At 37.0% G+C, this 20,561-nt stretch carries 20 protein-coding genes, 1 pseudogene and 1 riboswitch; of the genes and pseudogenes, 14 read left to right on the forward strand and 7 right to left on the reverse strand.

Going from position 1 to position 20,561, the window contains the following annotated elements:
• Nucleotides 1-1,350, reverse strand: a complete 1,350-nt coding sequence (gene trkA / locus O3620_RS04770) for a Trk system potassium transporter TrkA (RefSeq protein ID WP_371601488.1) — start codon at nt 1,348-1,350, stop codon at nt 1-3.
• Between the two features lie 341 nt (nt 1,351-1,691).
• On the opposite strand from trkA, the gene O3620_RS04775 reads away from it, so the two are divergent.
• The 3 genes from O3620_RS04775 (at nt 1,692) to O3620_RS04785 (ending at nt 3,793) form a co-directional block, all read left to right on the forward strand.
• The gene (locus tag O3620_RS04775) at nt 1,692-2,195 is read left to right on the forward strand and encodes a tRNA (cytidine(34)-2'-O)-methyltransferase (protein WP_032912824.1); all 504 of its coding nucleotides are present in this window, start codon (nt 1,692-1,694) and stop codon (nt 2,193-2,195) included.
• Nucleotides 2,196-2,311: 116 nt separating this feature from the next.
• Nucleotides 2,312-2,462, forward strand: a riboswitch (FMN riboswitch).
• A gap of 133 nt (nt 2,463-2,595) precedes the next feature.
• Entirely contained in the window at nt 2,596-3,153 is a 558-nt protein-coding gene (locus tag O3620_RS04780) for an ECF transporter S component (protein ID WP_002918476.1), read from the forward strand.
• Nucleotides 3,143-3,793: a phosphatase PAP2 family protein gene (locus tag O3620_RS04785; protein ID WP_002918477.1), complete on the forward strand. Its 651-nt coding sequence runs from the start codon at nt 3,143-3,145 to the stop codon at nt 3,791-3,793. Before O3620_RS04780 ends, O3620_RS04785 begins: the two co-directional genes overlap by 11 nt.
• Before the next feature lie 204 nt (nt 3,794-3,997).
• Here O3620_RS04785 and O3620_RS04790 read toward each other — a convergent pair whose 3' ends face one another.
• Complete coding sequence (locus O3620_RS04790; RefSeq protein WP_002918478.1) at nt 3,998-4,570, reverse strand: TetR/AcrR family transcriptional regulator; 573 nt, start codon at nt 4,568-4,570, stop codon at nt 3,998-4,000.
• Between the two features lie 266 nt (nt 4,571-4,836).
• Between O3620_RS04790 and O3620_RS04795 the strand changes: the two genes are divergently transcribed.
• The 11 genes and pseudogenes from O3620_RS04795 to O3620_RS04845 all read left to right on the forward strand — a co-directional run.
• On the forward strand, nt 4,837-5,613 hold the full coding sequence (locus tag O3620_RS04795) for an AfsA-related hotdog domain-containing protein (RefSeq protein WP_002905132.1): 777 nt from the start codon (nt 4,837-4,839) through the stop codon (nt 5,611-5,613).
• Nucleotides 5,606-6,949 carry an MATE family efflux transporter gene (locus O3620_RS04800; RefSeq protein WP_002905130.1) on the forward strand — a complete coding sequence of 448 codons (1,344 nt, stop codon included), beginning with the start codon at nt 5,606-5,608 and terminating at the stop codon, nt 6,947-6,949. The genes O3620_RS04795 and O3620_RS04800 overlap by 8 nt, the downstream gene beginning before the upstream one ends.
• A 1-nt stretch (nt 6,950) precedes the next feature.
• The gene (locus O3620_RS04805) at nt 6,951-7,652 is read left to right on the forward strand and encodes an ABC transporter ATP-binding protein (protein WP_002905129.1); all 702 of its coding nucleotides are present in this window, start codon (nt 6,951-6,953) and stop codon (nt 7,650-7,652) included.
• A gap of 12 nt (nt 7,653-7,664) precedes the next feature.
• A complete protein-coding gene (locus tag O3620_RS04810) occupies nt 7,665-10,298 on the forward strand; it encodes an FtsX-like permease family protein (protein WP_101772167.1) in 2,634 nt (877 codons plus the stop codon).
• A gap of 380 nt (nt 10,299-10,678) precedes the next feature.
• Nucleotides 10,679-10,987 carry an MGMT family protein gene (locus tag O3620_RS04815; RefSeq protein ID WP_002918483.1) on the forward strand — a complete coding sequence of 103 codons (309 nt, stop codon included), beginning with the start codon at nt 10,679-10,681 and terminating at the stop codon, nt 10,985-10,987.
• 59 nt (nt 10,988-11,046) lie between these two features.
• The gene (locus tag O3620_RS04820; protein ID WP_002918484.1) at nt 11,047-11,994 is read left to right on the forward strand and encodes a TIGR01212 family radical SAM protein; all 948 of its coding nucleotides are present in this window, start codon (nt 11,047-11,049) and stop codon (nt 11,992-11,994) included.
• A complete protein-coding gene (locus O3620_RS04825; protein WP_002918486.1) occupies nt 11,988-12,539 on the forward strand; it encodes a class I SAM-dependent methyltransferase in 552 nt (183 codons plus the stop codon). The genes O3620_RS04820 and O3620_RS04825 overlap by 7 nt, the downstream gene beginning before the upstream one ends.
• Nucleotides 12,540-12,775: 236 nt before the next feature.
• Nucleotides 12,776-13,372: a TetR/AcrR family transcriptional regulator gene (locus O3620_RS04830; RefSeq protein WP_002905122.1), complete on the forward strand. Its 597-nt coding sequence runs from the start codon at nt 12,776-12,778 to the stop codon at nt 13,370-13,372.
• On the forward strand, nt 13,372-14,325 hold the full coding sequence (locus O3620_RS04835) for an ABC transporter ATP-binding protein (protein ID WP_002918488.1): 954 nt from the start codon (nt 13,372-13,374) through the stop codon (nt 14,323-14,325). Before O3620_RS04830 ends, O3620_RS04835 begins: the two co-directional genes overlap by 1 nt.
• Entirely contained in the window at nt 14,312-15,088 is a 777-nt protein-coding gene (locus O3620_RS04840) for an ABC transporter permease (protein ID WP_002918489.1), read from the forward strand. The genes O3620_RS04835 and O3620_RS04840 overlap by 14 nt, the downstream gene beginning before the upstream one ends.
• 100 nt (nt 15,089-15,188) lie before the next feature.
• Nucleotides 15,189-15,349: pseudogene (locus tag O3620_RS04845) on the forward strand (IS200/IS605 family transposase); the annotation flags it as partial.
• Nucleotides 15,350-15,632: 283 nt separating this feature from the next.
• Here O3620_RS04845 and O3620_RS04850 read toward each other — a convergent pair.
• The 5 genes from O3620_RS04850 to O3620_RS04870 form a co-directional block, all read right to left on the reverse strand.
• Nucleotides 15,633-16,397 (reverse strand): class I SAM-dependent methyltransferase, encoded by a 765-nt coding sequence (locus O3620_RS04850; protein ID WP_002918490.1) that lies wholly within the window; start codon nt 16,395-16,397, stop codon nt 15,633-15,635.
• A 180-nt stretch (nt 16,398-16,577) separates the two neighbouring features.
• A complete protein-coding gene (locus O3620_RS04855) occupies nt 16,578-17,633 on the reverse strand; it encodes a DMT family transporter (protein WP_002914567.1) in 1,056 nt (351 codons plus the stop codon).
• A 69-nt stretch (nt 17,634-17,702) separates the two neighbouring features.
• The gene (locus O3620_RS04860) at nt 17,703-18,077 is read right to left on the reverse strand and encodes a hypothetical protein (RefSeq protein ID WP_002914568.1); all 375 of its coding nucleotides are present in this window, start codon (nt 18,075-18,077) and stop codon (nt 17,703-17,705) included.
• 129 nt (nt 18,078-18,206) lie between these two features.
• Nucleotides 18,207-19,751 carry a hypothetical protein gene (locus O3620_RS04865; RefSeq protein WP_002918491.1) on the reverse strand — a complete coding sequence of 515 codons (1,545 nt, stop codon included), beginning with the start codon at nt 19,749-19,751 and terminating at the stop codon, nt 18,207-18,209.
• Nucleotides 19,748-20,542, reverse strand: a complete 795-nt coding sequence (locus tag O3620_RS04870) for an ABC transporter ATP-binding protein (protein ID WP_002918492.1) — start codon at nt 20,540-20,542, stop codon at nt 19,748-19,750. The genes O3620_RS04865 and O3620_RS04870 overlap by 4 nt, the downstream gene beginning before the upstream one ends.
• Between the last annotated feature and the right edge of the window lie 19 nt (nt 20,543-20,561).

Consider the following 20,561-nt stretch of genomic DNA (forward strand, 5'->3'; position numbering starts at 1 on the left):
CTACCTCGCTAACAGATCGTAAATCTGGGTGATATTTTGCAGCAGAGTAGTAACGATAATCTTATCTCCGACTTGCAGGTCGTCATCGCCGGTAGGGAAGATGGCTTTGCCTTGACGGATAATGGCCGCAATCAGGACATCTTTCTTCAGATGAAGCTGAGACAGAGGAATACCAGTCATCTTGTTTTCTTCCTTGATTTGGAACTGCAGGGTCTCAATTTGGCCATTGGCTACATGGTGCAGAGCTTCTAGGTTAGAGAATTGAGCATTGTAGCGACCGCGGATAAAGTGCATAATGGTATCAACAGCGATACCTTTAGGTGTCACGATGCTGGCAAAATCTTGATTATCAATGATTTCCAACAAACTGGTCCGGTTAATCTTGGTGATGTTTTTCTGTACACCTAGATTATTAAGGAACATGGAAGTGATGATATTTTCTTCATCCACACCAGTCAGGGTAGCGATGGCATCAAAGTTATTAGCGCGTTCCTCCAGCAGGATGTCCTTGGCAGTACCATCACCATGGACGACATAGAGATCAGGAAATTCCTGACTGAAAAAGTTTGCCCGCTCACGGTTGGATTCAATGATTTTGAGCTCAATTTTACTGTTTTTGAGAATATTGAGCAGGTAATAAGCGATCTTGCCAGCCCCGATAATCATCAGGCTCTTAACCACTCTAGGGCGTACCATATTGTGGAATTGAACAATGTCTAGGCGGTTACCTGTTACATAGATCTTGTCCCCGGCCTCCAAAGTGAAGTCGCCATCAGGAATTTCCAAGTGCCCTTTTCTCTCAATAGCACAGACAATGATATTTCCAAATTTCTTACGGAACTGGGAAATATTCATCTGGCAGAGATTGCTGTCTTCCTTGAGTTTGAACTCCATCAGTGCCACCCGACCATTGGCAAAATGCTCTACTGACAGGGCATTAGGGAAGTCAATGTTATTAGCAATATAGCGAGCAGTTAGGAGCTCAGGATTGACCACCAGTGAGAAGCTCAGGATGTTCTTCTCCTTAAAGTAAGGGTTGGAATACTCAGGATTGCGCACTCGGACGATAGTTTCCTTAGCCCCCATCCGCTTTGCTAGGACTGCTGAAACCATGTTGACCTCATCCTGCTCGGTCATAGAGATGAAAATGTCACAGTGGCTAACATCCGCCTGCTCTAGGATTTTGAAGTTAGCACCATTGCCAGAAATACCGATAATATCATAGCGTTTGGTAATCTGGTTGAGAACAGCCTCATCCTGCTCAATCAGGATAACATCATGTTTTTCAGCCACTAAGGAGCGACAGAGGGCCGTTCCGACCTTCCCGCCGCCAACAACGATAATTTTCATAAGTTTAGATTCCTCCAAAGTATGTATCTATCATACTCTTTTTTCATTTAAATTTCATCTATATAATACAGAATAGTCTAGTTATTTATAGAATTCCGAATATTTTTTTACAAAAATGGTATCTTCCTATGAAAATTTTAAAAAAACTAGAATTTTTTGAGCCGTTTTTATTGACTTGTAGGCTGAAAGTGTTATACTAAATGAGTACCTTCATTGGTTTACCTCAAACCTGTTGTGATGTAAGTTAATGAAGCCTTAACCACGCTGTTTGCTGAGCTTGACTCCGGGCAGTGTGGCTATTTTTTTATCTAAAGAAAAATACTAGGAAAAATATTCTTATTATGAAAAATCATATCGTTCTTTTTGAGCCTCAGATTCCGCAGAATACCGGCAATATTGCCCGTACTTGCGCCGCGACTAATTCGCCGCTTCACATCATCAAGCCTATGGGATTTCCCATTGATGACCGCAAGATGAAGCGGGCGGGGCTGGACTATTGGGATAAGCTGGACATCACCTATTATGAGAGTTTAGACGATTTTATGGAGCAGATGGACGGCCGTCTGTATCTGATTTCTAAGTTTGCAGAGAAGGTCTATTCTGAGGAGAACTATGCAGCAGAAGATTCGCACTATTTTATGTTTGGCCGAGAGGACAAGGGGCTGCCAGAAGAATTTATGCGTCGTCATCCAGAAAAGGCTCTGCGTATTCCCATGAACGACCAGCATGTCCGTAGCCTTAATGTATCGAATTCTGTCTGCATGATTGTCTATGAAGCTCTGCGCCAGCAGAATTTTGCTGGCTTAGATTTGGTACATGAGTATGAAGCGGATAAGCTGAAGTAGGGGAATGAATGTATCTAAGCAGTAATTTTTTCTAATAGATAGAATACTATTGTTGAAACATTTCTAATTACATCAATCAAATTGCTTGCTCTGGCAGGCTTTTTTTGTTATGATAATGATGTCTTCAGGGCAGGGTGAGATTCCCGACCGGCGGTAACTTTTGGCTGGAAAATGTTTTTTCCTCAATGCCAAATCAAGTCCGCGAGCGCAAGCTGATGTGGTGAGATTCCACAACCGACAGTATAGTCTGGATGGGAGAAGACGAGAGGCAGTGAAGCAATCTTGCCGTTTAATCTTTATTTAAGGGCTTAGCCTTATACTAAATAATTATTAGCTGACAAGCTTTTTTTTCAGTGGCCTTTCCGGCTTCTCTAATTTTTATAAATTGGAGGAACCTGTGATGACAAATACTCGTAAGTTGGCGATTGTAGCAGTTTTATCTGCTCTATCATTTCTACTCATGCTTTATGAGATTCCCTTGATAACCGAGTTTCTAAAGTTGGATTTTTCAATTATTCCGATTTTACTGGCTTTGGTGGTCTTGGATTTTAAAAGCTCTATGGCAGTGCTCTTGATTCGCTCTGTCTTAAAGCTAGCTTTGAATAATCATGGTATAGGCACTCTTATCGGTCTCCCCATGAATATATTGGCAGTAGCTGTATTTGTTTCTGCTTTTGCATTCTTATGGAAAAAAAGGAAAAACTTGTCTGACTATGTGAAGGCTTCTCTGGTAGCAACGCTTGGTCTAACTGTAACTATGATTGTTTTAAATGTCATTTATGCAGTTCCTCTCTTTGCGAGATTTGCTGGTTTTGATATTTATAAAACATATGGCCTGTCCAAGTATCTGCTGACTATGATTGTCCCTTTTAACCTATTAGAAGGAGTGATTTGGGCTGTCGTCTTTTGGCTAATTTACAAACTCTTACAGCCTGTTCTAAAACGCTATGAAAAATAAACAATCTTATCTAACAAAGGGCTCTTTTGCCCTTTTACTTTTCGTCATGCTAGGCTACATGGTCAAGTTTTATCCTGACCAGCTGATCAGCTTTGACACCCCGATTCAGACCTGGCTGCGGGGAGACTTGCCTGCAGCTTTGACAACTTTTTTCAAACTAGTGACCAGTGTGATTGATCCGATGGGTATTATCATCTGGGTTTCAGCTCTTGTCCTGTTTTTCCTTTATAAAAAATGGAAGCTGGAAGCTGCCTTGCTAGCGGGAAATCTGGTCTTACATGGGATTTTGATTAAGCTGATTAAACTTGTTTACCACAGAAGCCGGCCGAGTCTTTCGCATTTGGTCGAAGAGGGCGGTTACTCTTTCCCGAGCGGACATTCCATGGCGGCAGCCATTGTTCTTGGAACCTTGATTATTATCGCTCAGCAACGGATTCAAAACCAAAAAATCAAGCGCTTGGTACAAGGCCTGCTCCTGGTCTATATCTTCACTGTTATGGCCTCCAGAGTCTATCTGGGCGTGCACTATCCGACAGATGTTATCGGAGGAGCCTTGATGGGCTTTGCCATTCTCAATATCGAATTTCCCTTTTATGACAAGCTGCGTTTTCAGTGGCGTTTCAAGGGAAAGCAGAAATAGCGTTTACTTTGATAAGAATAATCAATAAGAACAGAGTTACAGAGTCGAAAAATCATTTATGGCATAATTCTTGAGTTTTAGAATTCAAACTTAGTTTTGGATTTACAGTTATCATACACTGGTCGTTAAAAAATGAGTTATAATTGAATTATTGAAAAACACCAAATGAACATGGTAAGTAGTTCATTTGGTGTTTTTTGAGTTTTAAGCATTTTGAATAATATCTTGAATAGATAGCTTGCAAAGTGATTTGAATTTTTTAGAAAAGACTTCAGGAGATTCTGGAATTGCTTGTGAAATCCATGACTTTATAATTGATAGAGTATAATTAACAAGTAATTCTTCAGTAAACTCTTTAGATAAACCCATTTTACTAGACAGTTGAATGTTTTGGCTAATCCAAGTCTTATATTGGTTCTTTAAAAAAAGTTCCCAATTAGGATCAGCTGCAGTTGAATAAAGATATTTTAGCCAGATTCTATTCTCATAAATTAATGGTATTATTTCAGAAGCAAGGAAGTCAATAAGAAGAGCATTATCGGATCCATTTGAACCTGGTACAAAATCTAGCATTTTTGACATTATTCGTTCGTCAATGTCATGATGAATAGCTTCAATTATTTCGTTAGGAGAGTTGAAATGATTTTTATAGATTGTTTGTCTCGCTATGCCTGCTTCTTCTGCAATCTCAGAAAAAGAAAAGTTAGATTTATCAGGATATTTTTCAGAAAGTCGAAAGAAAGCAGTGATAATATTTTCTCGCGTATCTTTGGTCATCGCTGTTATTCTCCTTGTCAGTCTATATGTAGCCTAGTACTTCTATTGTTATTATTAAAAAATAATTTTAATCTAAGTATAATTAATTAGATTCAATATTAACAAAAAAATTACAGTTTGTAAAAAATTTTCTAAATTGCATTTGATTATTCTGTAAAAACGAGATATTTTGGCTACATTTTGTAAATTTTTGGTACTGGAAGCAGTATAATGAAAATGTTATTATGTAACTTATATCATGTAAATTCAATTTAGAGGGGGAAATTATGAATTCTGTATTTAAAAATGACTTTACTAATTATTTTACAATTTGCAAGCATAAAAAAGACCATGTGGATACTTTATCTTCTCAGATAATTATCCTAAATACTATTACTGATATAGAACTGACTCTTTTAATTTTAAAAGAAAATGTTTCTGTTTATTTCCCAGATTTTGAAAATGATAGTGAAATAATGACTCACTTATATGATAAAAAATATAGTGATATTACTTTGGAAAATGCGGGAACAGAAATTTTATTTGATAATATTCTAAGATTGAGTGAAAAAATTGGGATACCTTGTGAAGTGCTAAACGATGTGCTTTTTACCGAAATTAAAGTGGATAAAGAGCTTGTACATAAAGTTGAAAAAAATAATGTAATGGTTTCAAAAAGCAAACGATTGCCAAATACAAATGTATTTTATCTGAGAGGTTTTTTTGATACAAAAGAAATTCAACTTGATCACAAGGCTGAAGATCATGTCGAATCAATTATTTTAACTGAAATTTGCCGACAAGCCTGTTTATCTACGTCTGCAGAAGCTTTGAGTGGTGAGGAGCATTTTATTCCTACTGAAGAAACAAAAGTTTATCAAAGTTTTGTAACTCAAAAGACTCCTTTGATTATTCAAGTTATTTCGGATAAAACAGCAAAGCATAAAGGATATTGTGTCTATGCTCTTTATCAAAATGGAAAATGTTGTCTAAAAGGGTATATGACTGGAAGAATCTTTAGGAATAGAAAGAGCTTTGAACATATGAGACATAGTCATGAATAAATTAGAAAATATATCTGTAAAAAAACTGTTAGTTCAACTAATTATTCCCTCATTAGTTACAGCAATAGTAAGTGGGTCTTATAATTTAGTTGATGGCATATTCATTGGACAGACCTTAGGGCTTGAGGGGAATTCCGCTAATACATATACATTTATGATATACGCTTTGGTCTATGCTTTTTCAGCTCTAGCAAGCGAAGGAACAGCATCCTTGTTGACAATCTCACTTGGCAAAAAGGATTACAAAAATGCCCGATTAATTTTAGATTCCTCTATCCAAGTTTCTTTAATTTTATCAATTCTACAGTCGATACTTTTATGGTTTTCTTTAGAAGGTTTATTGATTATTTTTGGGGCACCACAAGAACTGTATCATTATGTTAAAGAATTTTGCCTTACATTTCTTATTGGAGCGCCTATATATTTTGTCTCACACACTCTTTTGTACTGTTTGCGGGCTCAAGGTAAGATTAAAGAAGTTTTACATATCAATGCTATTTCATTTCTTGTGAATGCAGGGACTGGTGCAGTTCTAATTCTTGTATTTCATACTGGTTTTTTTGGATCAGCTTTATCTACAGTTCTGGCTAATCTTGCTGCACTTATCTTGACATTCAGAGAGTACACTGGAAAATATAACGATTTAAAAATAGATTTGAAGAGCTTATTATTTATTGATAAAAAGCTTATCAATAAAATTATTGCAATGGGGTTGCCATTCTTTCTCACAACTGTCATATCTGTGATATTACTGATATTATATAATAGGGTTGCTTTTGATTATGCTGGTACTTATGGTCTTGCTGCTTTATCTATAACTTCTTCAATCTATCGCTATATTATTTCTTTGATGAATGCTATTACAAATGGAGTTCAGCCTGTAATTAGTTTTAATTATGGTGCAAAAAATTATAGTAGAATAAAGCAATCACTTAGTCTTTCACTAATAATCAGCACAATTTTTTCTCTGTGCTTGTTCCTTGTAATTCAAATTTTTGCAGTGCAAATAGCTACACTTTTTAATTCAAGCGATCCGAAATTTATAAAGTTTTCTAGTACAGCCTTAAGACTTGTTATGATTTCGTTACCTGTACAAGGAATCATCAATATCGGAACTAACTATTTTCAATATATTTCTTTCTCGCGGATATCTACTTTTTTAGTTATTCTGAGACAGATTATTTTTCAAATACCTTTAGCATTATTTTTACCAATTTTGTTTGGAATAACTGGCCTATGGTCCTCTTATTTTATTTCAGATTTTTTGATACTTGTGATTATAATGTTTTGGCTAAAATTTATGATGACTAAATTAAGAAAAATTATGGAGGCATAAAATGACCTATATAGAGATGTGTAATTCTTTTAAACGATATAAATCAGGAGACAGCGAGATTGTCGCTAATAATAATATCAATTTCAAAATAGATAAAGGGGAGCTCGTTATTATTTTAGGAGCATCAGGAGCTGGTAAATCAACTGTTTTAAATATTTTAGGTGGCATGGACAGTAATGATGAAGGAAAGGTCATTATCGATGGAAATGATATTTCTGATTATAGTGCGAAAGAATTGACGAATTATCGAAGAAAGGATGTCGGCTTTGTTTTTCAGTTTTACAATCTAGTTCCTAATTTAACAGCTAAGGAAAACGTTGAACTTGCTTCAGAGATTGTTGAAGATTCTATGGATGCTGAAGAAGCTTTGAGGAGTGTGGGGTTAGAAAAAAGAATGAATAATTTTCCAGCTCAGTTATCAGGAGGAGAGCAACAAAGGGTTTCAATAGCTAGAGCAGTTGCAAAAAATCCTAAATTATTGTTATGTGATGAGCCGACAGGAGCATTAGATTACAAGACAGGTAAGCAAGTGCTAAAAATTTTACAGGATATGTCTCGATATAAGAATTCAACCGTGATCATTGTCACTCATAATTCTGCACTTACTCCTATTGCGGATAAAGTAATTTACATGCATGATGCAAAAATTAGTTCAGTAGAAATTAATGACAATCCTAAGGATATTGAATCAATAGAATATTAAGGAGTATGAAAAGTGAAAAAAACGACATTTTGGAAAGATATAAGGAAATCTTTTGCCTTATCCAAGGGACGATTCATTTCGATTATGTTGTTAATGTTTCTTGGTTCATTTGCATTAACCGGTTTAAAAGCTACACCGCCAGATATGGAAAGAACGGCTAGAGCATATTTGGATAAACAAAAAACGATGGATTTAGCAGTCATATCAAATGCTGGTTTAGATAAGAAAGATAAAGCTGAATTGGACAGTATAAAGGATGTAATTATTGAATACGGGTATATGGTTGATACTTCCATAAAAGATAGTAACAAGTCAATGAGAGTTTTTTCAGATAGTAAGGATATCTCTTTATATGACTTAGTTTCTGGGAAATTCCCTCAAAATAGTAAGGAAATTGCTTTATCATCGAATTTAAAAGATCGTTATAAAGTGGGAGACAAAATTGAATTTAAAGAGGAAAAAAATTCAATTTTAAAGGGGGATGAATATGAAATTGTCGGTTTTGTTAATTCTGCAGAAATCTGGTCAACAACTAACTTAGGGAACACAACTGCTGGTGATGGGACTTTATCGGCTTATGGAGTTGTCAGTTCAGATTCATTTTCAAGTGATGTATATACAATTGCACGATTAAAGTATGATGAAACTGATAGAGTAAATCCTTATTCAGACAAATATTCAGAAATCATTCAGAAAAAACAGGAACAACTAGATGACTTGCTTTCTGATAATGGAGAGCAGAGATTAGTTGATATAAAAAAGACTCAGCAATCGTCAATCAATTCAAAAAAAGCTCAACTTGAAGAAGCAAAATCGAATTTAGCTAAAAAAAGAGAAGCAGTTGCGAATTTGCCAGAAACCCAGTTAAACGGGATTAATAAGGAATTTTCTGAGGCACAGGATAAAATTAATAAAGCTGAAGAAGATATAAAGAATGGTCAAAATAAAATTGATTCTTTAGAGGCACCTAGTTATAACACATATACGCGTACAACTTTTCCAGGGGGAGAAGGCTATAGAACTTATGAGTCAATAAAAAACAATATTGGTAATATAGGTAACCTTTTTCCTGTAGTTTTATACCTTGTTGCTGCACTAGTCACTTTTACTACGATGACTCGCTTCGTCAACGAAGAGCGGATCAATTCAGGGATATTGAAGGCACTCGGTTATTCAGATTTTGATGTTTTGAAAAAGTTTATTTGTTATGGAACAGTAGCTGGTTTTACCGGAACACTATTAGGAATCGCTTTAGGTCAGTATGTTTTACCTAGCATCGTGACCCGAACTGTTTCAAATACGATGATTATAGGTGGTCCAAAGCTTTATTTCTATTGCTCCTTTTCACTCTTGTCATTGATTTTTACTCTAATAAGCGCTGTTATGCCTACTTTTCTGGTGGCTAGAAAAGAGTTGAATGAAAATACTGCTCAATTATTGTTGCCCAAGCCTCCAGTGAGTGGTTCAAAGATTCTTTTGGAGAGGATTGGCTTTATTTGGAATGGTTTGAATTTTACTCAAAAGGTAACAGCTAGAAATATTTTTAGATATAAGCAAAGAATGATGATGACGGTGCTGGGTGTTACTGGTTCTGTTGCCTTACTTTTTGCAGGATTAGGGATTCAGTCTTCTATTGGTAAGGTTGTAAATAATCAATTCAAAGAAATAACTCGTTTTGATATATTAGCTGTTAAAAAAAATAATATTAGTCAAGATGAGCAAAAAGAAATTGATAATCTTTTGAAGTCTGAGAGAGTGAATGAATTTAAAGAAATACATTATAAAAGTATTAGCGAGAAAATTTCAGGTCAGATTGATAAGAAGTCAATCTCTGTTATAAGTAGTGATGGAAAGCTAGATTCTTTCATTACATTAAGAAATACTGAATCAGGTAAAGAGTTAAAACTTTCTAATAAGGGAGCTTTGATTTCCCAAAAGCTGGCTGATTATTATAATGTAAAGAAAGGAGAATATTTTAATTTTAAAGATAATGACGGGAAAAATTACAAAATAAAAGTGGCTAATATTGTTGAGATGAATGTTGGGCATTATATTTTTATGAGTAATGATTACTATCATAAAACTTTTGGTGAAATCGCAGAAAACAATGCATACTTGATTAACTTAAAAAATAAGTCTGCTTCAAACATTTCTAGTAGTTCTAAAATTTTCTTGGATAAATCAGGAATATCCGCGCTATCTCAAAACTCTGCTTTAGTTAAAACTGTTAGAACAGCAGTAAATTCTTTGGGGACTTCAATGACGGTCTTGGTAGTTGTTTCTGTATTGTTAGCCATTGTAATATTATATAATTTAACGAATATAAATGTGGCTGAACGAATTAGAGAATTATCTACTATAAAAGTCCTTGGGTTCTTTGATAAGGAAGTAACGATGTATATCTACAGAGAGACAATGATACTTTCTGCCATAGGAATCTTATTGGGAATAGTAGGAGGTTATTACTTACATAATGCGATTATTACGATGATGAGCAAAGATACTGTATATCCCAAAGTAGTTGAGTTAACTGTATACTTTATACCAGTGGCGACCATAATATTGATTTTATCTATTCTAGGTTTTGTGGTAAATTTCCGTTTAAAAAATGTAAACATGTTAGAAGCATTAAAATCTGTAGATTGATTATATTTTGTTTTATATATATTTTTTTGAGTATAATTTTATCCCTTTTTCTTTATGGAAGAAGGGATTTTTGGGTCACTGCCGGATTTTGTGGTAGAATGGAATGTATAAAAACTTATAACCTCTTAAACCTTTATTATTGGAAGTTTCTTAGAGAGTTAGCTAATCAATAAAGCTGTAGAAGTAAGTTTCGATTACTACCATCGTAGGAACAATCTTGCTATGGACTGGAGGTCAAGGAGGCTTTATATCTATAAGTCAAATGGAAGTTGCTCGGAAATAATAGGAGTACATCTTCAATGAAAGTGGTTTAATAATATAGCCTCTAAAACGAAAGGTAGTGTTCCAGCTTTTCTGATCTACTTTGTAAAAGGAGGGCCATGTCCGTGTTGAATCAAGAACTCATCGATGCTGTTTTAGCATTAGTAGATAGCATTCCCTCTGGGCGCGTGGCGACCTATGGTCAGATTGCTCGTTTGATTGGGCGGCCAAAAAATGCCCGCTTGGTGGGAAAGATTCTCAGTCAGTCGGAACTTTATGGTGGCAAACATCCTTGCCATCGGGTGGTCAATGCAGTAGGGCGCCTCGCACCTGGCTGGGAGGACCAGAGACACTTGCTCTGGGCGGAGGGAGTGGACTTGAAGGCCAATGGCTGTATAGATCTCAAGCGTTATCAGTGGGAGCTATGACTTCCTTCTTTCCTTGTGAAAGAGGGAATTTTTGTTTCTATGCCCCTTTTTGTGGTAGAATGAAAGGTATGAAATCTTACAATTCTTTGAATGATTATTATCGCAAACTTTTTGGAGAAAAGACTTTTAAGGTGCCCATTGATGCGGGCTTTGACTGTCCCAATCGGGATGGTACGGTAGCGCATGGAGGATGTACGTTCTGTACCGTTTCGGGTTCAGGTGATGCCATTGTGGCGCCGGATGCGCCCATTCGCGAGCAGTTTTACAAGGAAATTGACTTCATGCACCGCAAGTGGCCAGATGTTCGCAAGTATCTGGTCTATTTCCAGAACTTCACCAATACACATGAGAAGCTTGAAGTGATTCGTGAGCGTTATGAGCAAGCCATAAACGAGCCAGGTGTCGTTGGACTTAATATCGGAACTCGGCCGGACTGTTTGCCTGATGAGACCATCGCCTACTTGGCTGACTTGTCCGAGCGTATGCATGTGACTGTGGAGCTGGGGCTTCAGACTACCTACGAGGAGACCTCAGACCTCATCAATCGTGCCCATTCTTATGAGCTCTATGTGGAGACGGTCCAGCGAGTCCGAAAGCTGGCTCCCAAGGCGGAGATTGTCTCTCACTTGATTAACGGCCTGCCGGGCGAAACCCATGAGATGATACTGGAGAATGTCCGCCGCTGTGTGACGGACAATGACATTCAGGGAATCAAGCTTCACTTGCTTCACTTGATGACCAATACCCGCATGCAGCGGGATTATCATGAGGGGCGACTGCAGCTGCTCAGTCAGGATGAGTATGTCTCCATCATCTGCGACCAGCTGGAGATTATCCCCGAGCATATCGTCATCCATCGTATCACAGGCGATGCTCCGCGAGATATGTTGATTGGCCCCATGTGGAGCCTCAATAAATGGGAAGTTCTCAATGCCATTGAGGCAGAAATGCGTCGTCGTGGCAGCAAGCAAGGCTGTAAAGCAAAGGAGCAGAGATTCGTATGTTAAGACCCTTACAGATGGCCCATGCCTTTTTGGCAGAAGTCGTGACCAAGGAAGATATCGTGGTGGATGCTACTATGGGCAACGGACATGACACCCTCTTTCTGGCTAAGTTGGCCAAGCAGGTCTATGCTTTTGACATTCAGGAGCAGGCTGTGGAAAAGACCCGCCAGCGCTTGGCAAAAGCTGGCTTGGACAATGCTCAGCTAATCTTGGCTGGCCATGAGACTCTGGACCAATACACAGACCATTTCAAGGCAGCTATTTTTAATCTTGGCTACTTGCCTTCGGCGGACAAGTCTGTCATTACCCGACCCGCTACGACGTTGGAAGCTCTGGGAAAAGTCTGTCAAGGCTTAGAAAAAGGCGGCCGTGCAGCGATCATGATTTACTACGGGCATGAAGGTGGCGAAGTTGAAAAAGATGCGGTGCTAGACTTCGTCAGTCAGCTGCCTCAGCAGGACTTTACTGTTGCCCTCTATAAGACTATCAATCAGATTAACAACCCGCCTTTCTTAGTCATGATTGAGAAATTGAGAGAAGGAACTTGAGATACAATAAGGATACAGAGAGAAAAGCCAGACAATAGGAGCTTTCAGTACTGTATCCTTGTTTTTTATCGTGAAAATCGAATAATTAGGTCTAAAAGAAAAGAATTAAGGTGTGTGTAAATTTAAAGTCTTATATTTTCTTACATAGAAGATATAAGACTTTTGACATTTTTCAGTTTATATGATAATCTATGACTGTAAAAATAAAAACGTCACAGAGTTTTTAGGAGGAAGTTATGGCTACTGCTTTTACTGCTGAAGAGAAAGAAGTAATTAGAAAGAAATTACATAAAGTTGCAAAGGAATGCCTTCAAAGATATGGGCTTAAAAAAACCACAGTTGACCAGATGGCAGTAATGGTAGATATTTCCAAAGGTTCTTTTTATAATTTTTATTCCTCAAAAGAAATGTTATTTTTTGCGGTCTTAGAAGAATATCAAATAGATGTTATGGATCGCCTGACAGAACAATTAGATATGGAAGCCAAGATAGATACAAATCGTCTGGTACAGTTACTTTATGATTTTTATCAAGATTTTCGCTATTCATTTATGTATACCATATTCAAAAATCATGAAATGGAATTACTCGTAAGAAAATTGCCAAAAGAGGCGATAACAAATCATCATCTGATAGATGATAGGATGGTTAAAAAAATTGTATCCCGAATCAATATTAGAGAAAATGTATCGGTAGAAATCGTCTCTGCTTTATTTAGAACGATTGCTATGACTATTCTACACATCGAGGAAATCGGTGAAGAACAATTTGATACTACATTGAAGTTAGTCATACAAGGAGTTGTGGAACAAATTACTAAGGAGGATAGGTAATGGTGAAAGAAGCAATTAGAACCGCAAATCTTTCTAAAAGATATGGAACAAAAAATGTTGTCAACAACTTGAATCTATCAATAAAAAGTGGTGAAATAGTAGGTTTTTTAGGACTGAATGGTGCAGGGAAAACAACAACGATGAGAATGATGTTAGGATTGATAAAATCTACATCAGGAGCATGTTATATTCAAGGAAAAAAGTTAGATCTGAATAATTTAGAACTTCGAAACGAAATAGGTTATATTATTGAGACACCTTATTCTTATCCAGACTTAACTGTGAGAGAAAATTTAGAAATCGTTAGTAAATTAAGAGGGGTTAATAAAGATAATATTGACTGGGTAGTTGAGAAATTAAAACTAAAGCAATATGAACATAAACAGGAGAAGCATCTTTCTTTAGGAAATGTTGCGTGTTTAGGAATTGCAAAAGCGATTATTCATAAACCTAAAATTCTAATTCTTGATGAGCCAACAAATGGATTAGATCCTTTTGGAGTTATTGAAGTGAGAGAACTATTAAAGGAATTGGCGAATAATCTAGGCACAACTGTTCTTATTTCAAGTCATAATCTGGAAGAAATATCTAAAATTGCTACTAGAATAGTCATTATACATGAGGGCAGACTTATAAGAGAAGTTGAAAGCAATGAATTAGAACAGTACTTAGAAAAGAAGTTACTAGTAACTGGATCTAATAATAAGGCCATGAAAGAAGTGTTATCTAACCATGGCTATCAGGTGAACATTCAATCAGACACAGAAAATAATATCGATTTCTTAGAACTAATTGATAAAAAATCTGTGGAATGCCCGGAAGATGTTGCTACATTGCTAGTCCATGCAGGTTATCCACCTAAAACACTGATTGTTGAAAAAGAAGATTTAGAGCATTATTTCTTAAGAATACTGAATGACTATAATGGAGGAATCTCGAATGAAAAAGCTTAGTTCCTGTATTTTAATTGAATGGAGAAAGTTAATAAAATCAAAACTTTCCATCGTAACTGCTTGTTCTATCTGTTTAGTTCCTTTTATTGTTGGGCTGTTTGCAACTATGATGAAATATCCAGAGAATTTCAAAAATCTTGGTTTGATTTCTGCAAAAATGGAAACGATGAGGATAACAGACTGGTCGTCGTACTTAATGACCATATCACAAGTCATTTCTGTTGGGGGATTGCTCATTTTTGGATTTACAGCATCTTGGGTTTTTGGTAGAGAATATTCTGATAAAACGATGATAGACCTATTAGCACTCCCGATAAGAAGAGATACAATCGTATTATCCAAGTTTATCGTTATCGCCCTATGGAGCTATATTCTATCAATTTTTGCTCTTTTATTAGGATTATTAGCTGGCAATCTGATTGGACTTGAGGGTGGAAGCTTAATGGTGATTTTCAAAGGTATACTTACTTTTGGTTTTTGTACTACTCTTACGATCATTCTCTCTACTCCAGTGGCTTTTTTTGCTTGTTTAGGCCGGGGATATTTGTCTCCATTGGCATTTATTATTTTTACTATTATTTTTTCTCAGCTTGGTTCTGCTCTTAACTTTGGAAAATACATTCCATGGGCGATTCCTGCACTTGCAAGTGGTATTGCAGGAAAAGCACTATTGAATTTTGGGAGCATTGTCAGTTTATTTGGGATGAGTATTCTAGGTCTTATCGCAACAATAGTTTGGTGGAGATATGCTGATTACGATTAAAATGAAGTGATGAAAATGATAATAACACAAAGATGAGCCTTATTCATTTCAATTCAAAACAACCCCTCCTGTTCAGATTGAAAAACAAGAGGGGTTATATTATGACAATCGAAAGTTTTGGGCGAGAGGAGACTATGTGAGTACCGTGGGCCTAAATGAAAAGATAGTTTCTAAATATATACGCGATTGGGGAAAAATGACTTTGCCTTTGATAAGTTAAGTGTCAAAGCGTTCTCAGATGGCGGTTTTAGAACAAGGTGAAATCCCGTTGTTATAGGCATTAGTCAAGTAATCATAGCATTAACCTAAACGAAGTTCAGTGAACGTCTTTAGACGTCGCTGGAGGGAAATGGCTATGAGTCCGTGTATAAGCCGCCCGTTTTCACGGGTGGTTATGATTTTTCAAAATGAGCAAAAAAACAGTAAACCTTTGTGATTTACTGTTTCTCAAATTGTTATATTCAATTATACAAACTGGGATTTTTAGATTTTAATCCTTAAGGAAAATAAAATGGGCTATTCTCCTGAAGTATGTTCTATAATATTATAGTTTAATGCAAAGTGTAGCTATATAGTCATTTCCATAGCGTGATAATCTATGTCTTTTGTCACACGATTCATAAAAATCTATCATAGTGAGACCATTTTTAAGTTGTCCTCTAATCTGAGTTTCTAAGGTATGGCTAAATTCATATCCATATTCTGGATTGATGGTTATCTTGCCTTCCTCTTCAAGCTCTTTTGAATTAAAAGGTATTGAAAACTTTAAAAGTAATTCCTCATCAGGTTTGTCCCATACAATGTCAGCATCATACATGTATATCCAGGGGTTCATAAATCCGACCATTAATAGTCCACCCTTTTTCAATACTCGAGAAGCTTCTTTATACATGTTTTTTAAATCTTCTATATATACATTTGAAACTGGATTAAAAATAATATCAAAGGTTTCATTTTCAAATGGAAATGATTTTGTCATATCGCCTTGAACTGTGTTGATTTTTAAGCCTTCTCTTTTAGCAACCAACTCATCTCTTTGTAATTGTGATTTAGAAAAATCCATTATGGTGACATCATAACCTTTTATAGCAAAAACTGGCCCCTGCTGTCCACCACCACAAGCTAAACCTAATATCTTTTTTCCGTTTGCTTTTTCAAACCATTCTTTTGGAACTTTTTTCCCAACAGTTAATGCAACAGAAATTGGATGTTTTCTAACTTCTTCTAATTCTTCATGTGTCAATGGCTCAGTATAGTCATTTTTTACATTATTCCATCTATCTTCATTTAATTTTATATAATTGTTCATCTTATAATCTCCTCGTAATTTTATACTATTTCGATTTAAGTTGGATGTGTTGCCATTATATTTTTCTCACCTCTACAAATTTCTTATTTCTTGAACTATTTTAATCTTGCTTTAATTTTTAATTTTTATTTTATTTGAAACTTTAATTTGTTATGTTTCAAATACAGCACTTTTATAAATTTACAATCTCTTTTCATGTATCAATTTATGTTCTTTGCTGTTCATATAATCTTTATGTTTATGATTATGCTTTTCCTCTAATATAAAATGACTATGCTCATGTTCATGCGTGATAATATGAGTATGTGTTTTCCCATCATGCGTGTGAACAATTATGTGAGAATGACTATGACTGTGACGTTTAACCATTGTATCATATACAACAATTACGCAGCCGATTATCATAAAAACAAGACCAATGAAATATACCAAAGTAAGTTTTTCTCCATTTACTATAAATGCTAAAAAAGTTCCTACAAACGGAGCTACAGCATAATATGCACTAGTTTTTGTAGCACCTAAATCTCTTTGTGCTCTGATATACATAAAAATACTGAGCCCATATGCCACAAATCCAAGTAGCAAAGCAGCCATTATATATTTCATTTCAGGAATTCTTTCTCCCAAAATAAGGGCGACTATAAATGCACCGCTACCTGAGAAAAAACCTTTTAGTAAAACAATCTCATAAGTACTTTTATCTGAAATTTTTCTAGTGCAGTTATTTTCAAGTCCCCAACAGCAAGTTGCCAGTATAACAAACAATGAACCTAATGAAAACTTGAAACTTTCAGCCCCTTCAAATGAAAGAACTATACTTGATATTGTGATAAATCCAATAGCAATCCACAACTTTGATGTTACTTTCTCCTTAAATATCAAAAGAGCAATAATTGTTGTTGCTACAATTTCAAAGTTACCTAGCAGTGAAGCATTTGAGGCTGAACCAATATTTATGCCAATCATAAGGGATATAGGTGCCGCAATATCAAGGACAATCATTCCAACAGTATAAGGTAAATCTGCCTTATTTAACTTTTCATACTTTTCTTCGACTTTCCTATGAAACAAGTACATAATACCTACACCTGTTCCAGCTCCCAAATATAGAAAAGATGCCATCAATGTCGGTGGAATCTTATTTAAAAGCACTTTAGAAAATGGTGTATTTATTGCATAAAAAATAGCCGCAAGCAATGCTAAAATTACCGCTATAAATTTTCTGCTTTTATCCATATTTAATAAATCAACTCCTTTTAGATAAATTCTCAATTTGACGCACTGTAGATGATTCTCGCTTAGATGCTACATCTGAAATGCTGTTATCCAAAAACATATTGCAGCTATAAGTGAAATCGGAGTCATAACATATTTCTCTTTCTTACTTTTTGAAATCATGTTCATAATTGTATTCAAGGATAGATAAGCGGCAAAGAAGAAACAAATATATTTAGTAACCTTAAAAGGCAGCCACAAGGGAAGCAAACCTCCAGCTTGCAAAATAATGATCATGGCAAAAATTTGGATAGCCACCGAAATGACTGCCACAATTCTAAATTTCTTAGGTAAGATTTTATGTTGTCCACCCATTGTATATTCGCCCAAAGGCAGACCGCAAGCAACAAGAACTGTCATAATTGCTATAACTCCAAATAATACTGCACCTAATATTGAAAACATAAATCTCTATTCTCCCTTCGTAAAGTACAAAAAATTTTAATTACAAATTCAACTTTGTTTTACTTAGTATTCCTAAAAAATTATAAGAAATTCTTATCAAGTGTTCAAGTTTTATAGGTTTTTCTCAAGCTAGTCTGTTGATTTCCCTTTTCCTTTGTTCTTCCACCAATCGCTCAGGTCGACTAAGGATTGAGCGGCGGAAGGGATGAGAAGGAGGACATAGATATAGACATACTGGCTCTTGGTTTCCCAGAAGAAGTGGAAGAGGCCGCCCCCCAAGAGAAAGATGAAGGGATAGAGGTCAAAAGGCGTCAGCTTTTCCTCGGCGACGAAAAATTTATGTAGAATAAAGAAACAGGAGAGCAGATAGATGCTGGCTAGCAGGGTTAAGAGCAGGAAATTAACAATCTGATAACCTTTTCTTTCCTCATAAATGCTGCGCAGGATAGCTGGCTTCATGTATTGCTGGCGCTCAATCTGAGGCCCAGTCCAAATAGACTGAAAAGTCGGCTCAGTCCAGGTAGACTTGACCTTTTCGTAGAAGAATTTCAACGCATAAGCAGGATGCTTGCTGAAGTGAATCAGGATATCCTTCAAATCCCGAGTGGCCATTTCTGTAGCCAAATTTTCATCGTACTTATTGCGCTTGAGAATTTTGGTATTGTAGGCATCGTACCAGCCTCCCAAGGTCTGCCGATTAGGATCATCCCGCAGGCCCATGGTGATATAAGCGATTTTTGGTGTCCCGACACCTATCTTGCCTCCGATCAGCTGCTCATAGTAGGCCGTCAGACCCTTGTTTGAAAGAACGATGCCGGCTAAAATCAGGATGATAGTCAGTGGTTTCTTCCAAGACCATTTATAAAAAACGGACAGGAAGTAGACGCCGATCAGCATAATGGCAAAGATAATGTAGTTGTTGCGCAGGAGGCAGGCCAGACTGATGCTGGCCGCTCCCAGCAAGGCATAGAGCAGGTTTCCTTTCTGATCCAGCTTGATAAAAGCATAGAGACTGAGCAGACAGAAGAAGAGACCGGGAATGGTACCGTAGACAAAGAGAACGAAAAAGAGTTGTGGTAGAAAGAGAAAAGTCAGCAGAATCGTGTATTTCTGAATCATTTCTCTGGCATTGAGCAGGGCTGTAATCTTGTAGATCAAGAAATGACTGAGTAAAGTCCAGACGACATTCATGCTAAAGGCAAACTGAGTCGTAGGAGAAATAAAAGCATAAATCCGCTCCAGAGTCATCAGCCCTAGCTGATGGGGATTACGATATATGTAACTTCCGATGGTTGTCAGCGAGCTGTAATCTCCTCGATTAAAGGCTAGCGCTGCATTGAAAACGTGCTTGGCGTCAGCTCGGATGCGGCCATCGTAGGCCGTTATCAGAAAAATCGCTGCTGCTATAAAGATGAGGGACAGGATCAAAAAAAGATGCTTGGTCTGAACCTTTTCCAACAAGGGCCGGATTAAAAAGAGGCTGAGGAGAAAGAGCAGGAGGATAGGGTAAAAATACCAAGGATTACTGACGAATTGGACTCCTTCTGCAATCCTCAAAGGGATGTAAGTGTGGGATAGCAGAATCTGCCCAGACAGGAAAAGCAAAGCAATCGCAGTCATGGTCAGAATCAGAAAATAGCCCAGATTGAAGATAGTATTAGAAAATTGCTTCATGAGGACCTGACCTCCACCTTGACGAAATAGCGGTCTTCTCCCAGCTCAATCAGCTCGACTGGTTGGGGATAAAATCGATCCATGGCCTCTTTTTGAAGAATGTCTCCTTTAGGACCTTGGGCTATGATTTCGCCTTCTTTCAGGAGCAGGACATGATCCATAGCTTCAGTAATTTCTTCTACATGGTGGGTGACATAGAGGATGGTAGGAGCCTGGTCCATCTGTGTAATCTTACCAATCTGATCCAGCAGACGCTCGCGGGCAAAGAGATCCAGACCGCTGGTCGCTTCGTCTAAGATAAGCAATTCCGGCTTTTCCATGAGACTGCGCGCAATCAGCAAGAGCTGTTTTTCCCCTTGAGACAGACTGGCGTAGTTTCGGCCAATCAAATCTTGCCCGCCAATGGAAGCCAGCATTTCCCTAGCTTGATCCAGCTCAGTTTGCCCGTAAGGAGCATAGAGAATACTGCTTTTATATTTGCCTGTCAGGACGATTTCTTCAGATGTGAGGCGGCTGGGCAGACGCTCAGCAATGAAGGAGCCGACTACTCCAATCCTAGTTCGCAGTTGAGGAATGTCGCCGGCGCCAAATTCCGTACCGAGAACTGTTACCTTGCCTTGAGTCTTCCAATGTTCAGCCATGAGCAAGCGCAAGAGAGTAGACTTTCCAGAACCGTTGAGACCGAGGATGGCCCAATGTTCCCCCTTTTTCACTTGCCAGTTGAGATCTTTTAAGATGGTTCGGCCTTGTTTAGCCAAGCTTACATTTTCCAGTTTGATAATCTTTTCCATTTTTACTCTTTCTTTCGTT

The organism is Streptococcus sp. 27098_8_134, from assembly GCF_041431675.1.
In the GTDB taxonomy this organism is placed as follows: Bacteria; Bacillota; Bacilli; order Lactobacillales; family Streptococcaceae; genus Streptococcus; species Streptococcus sanguinis_R.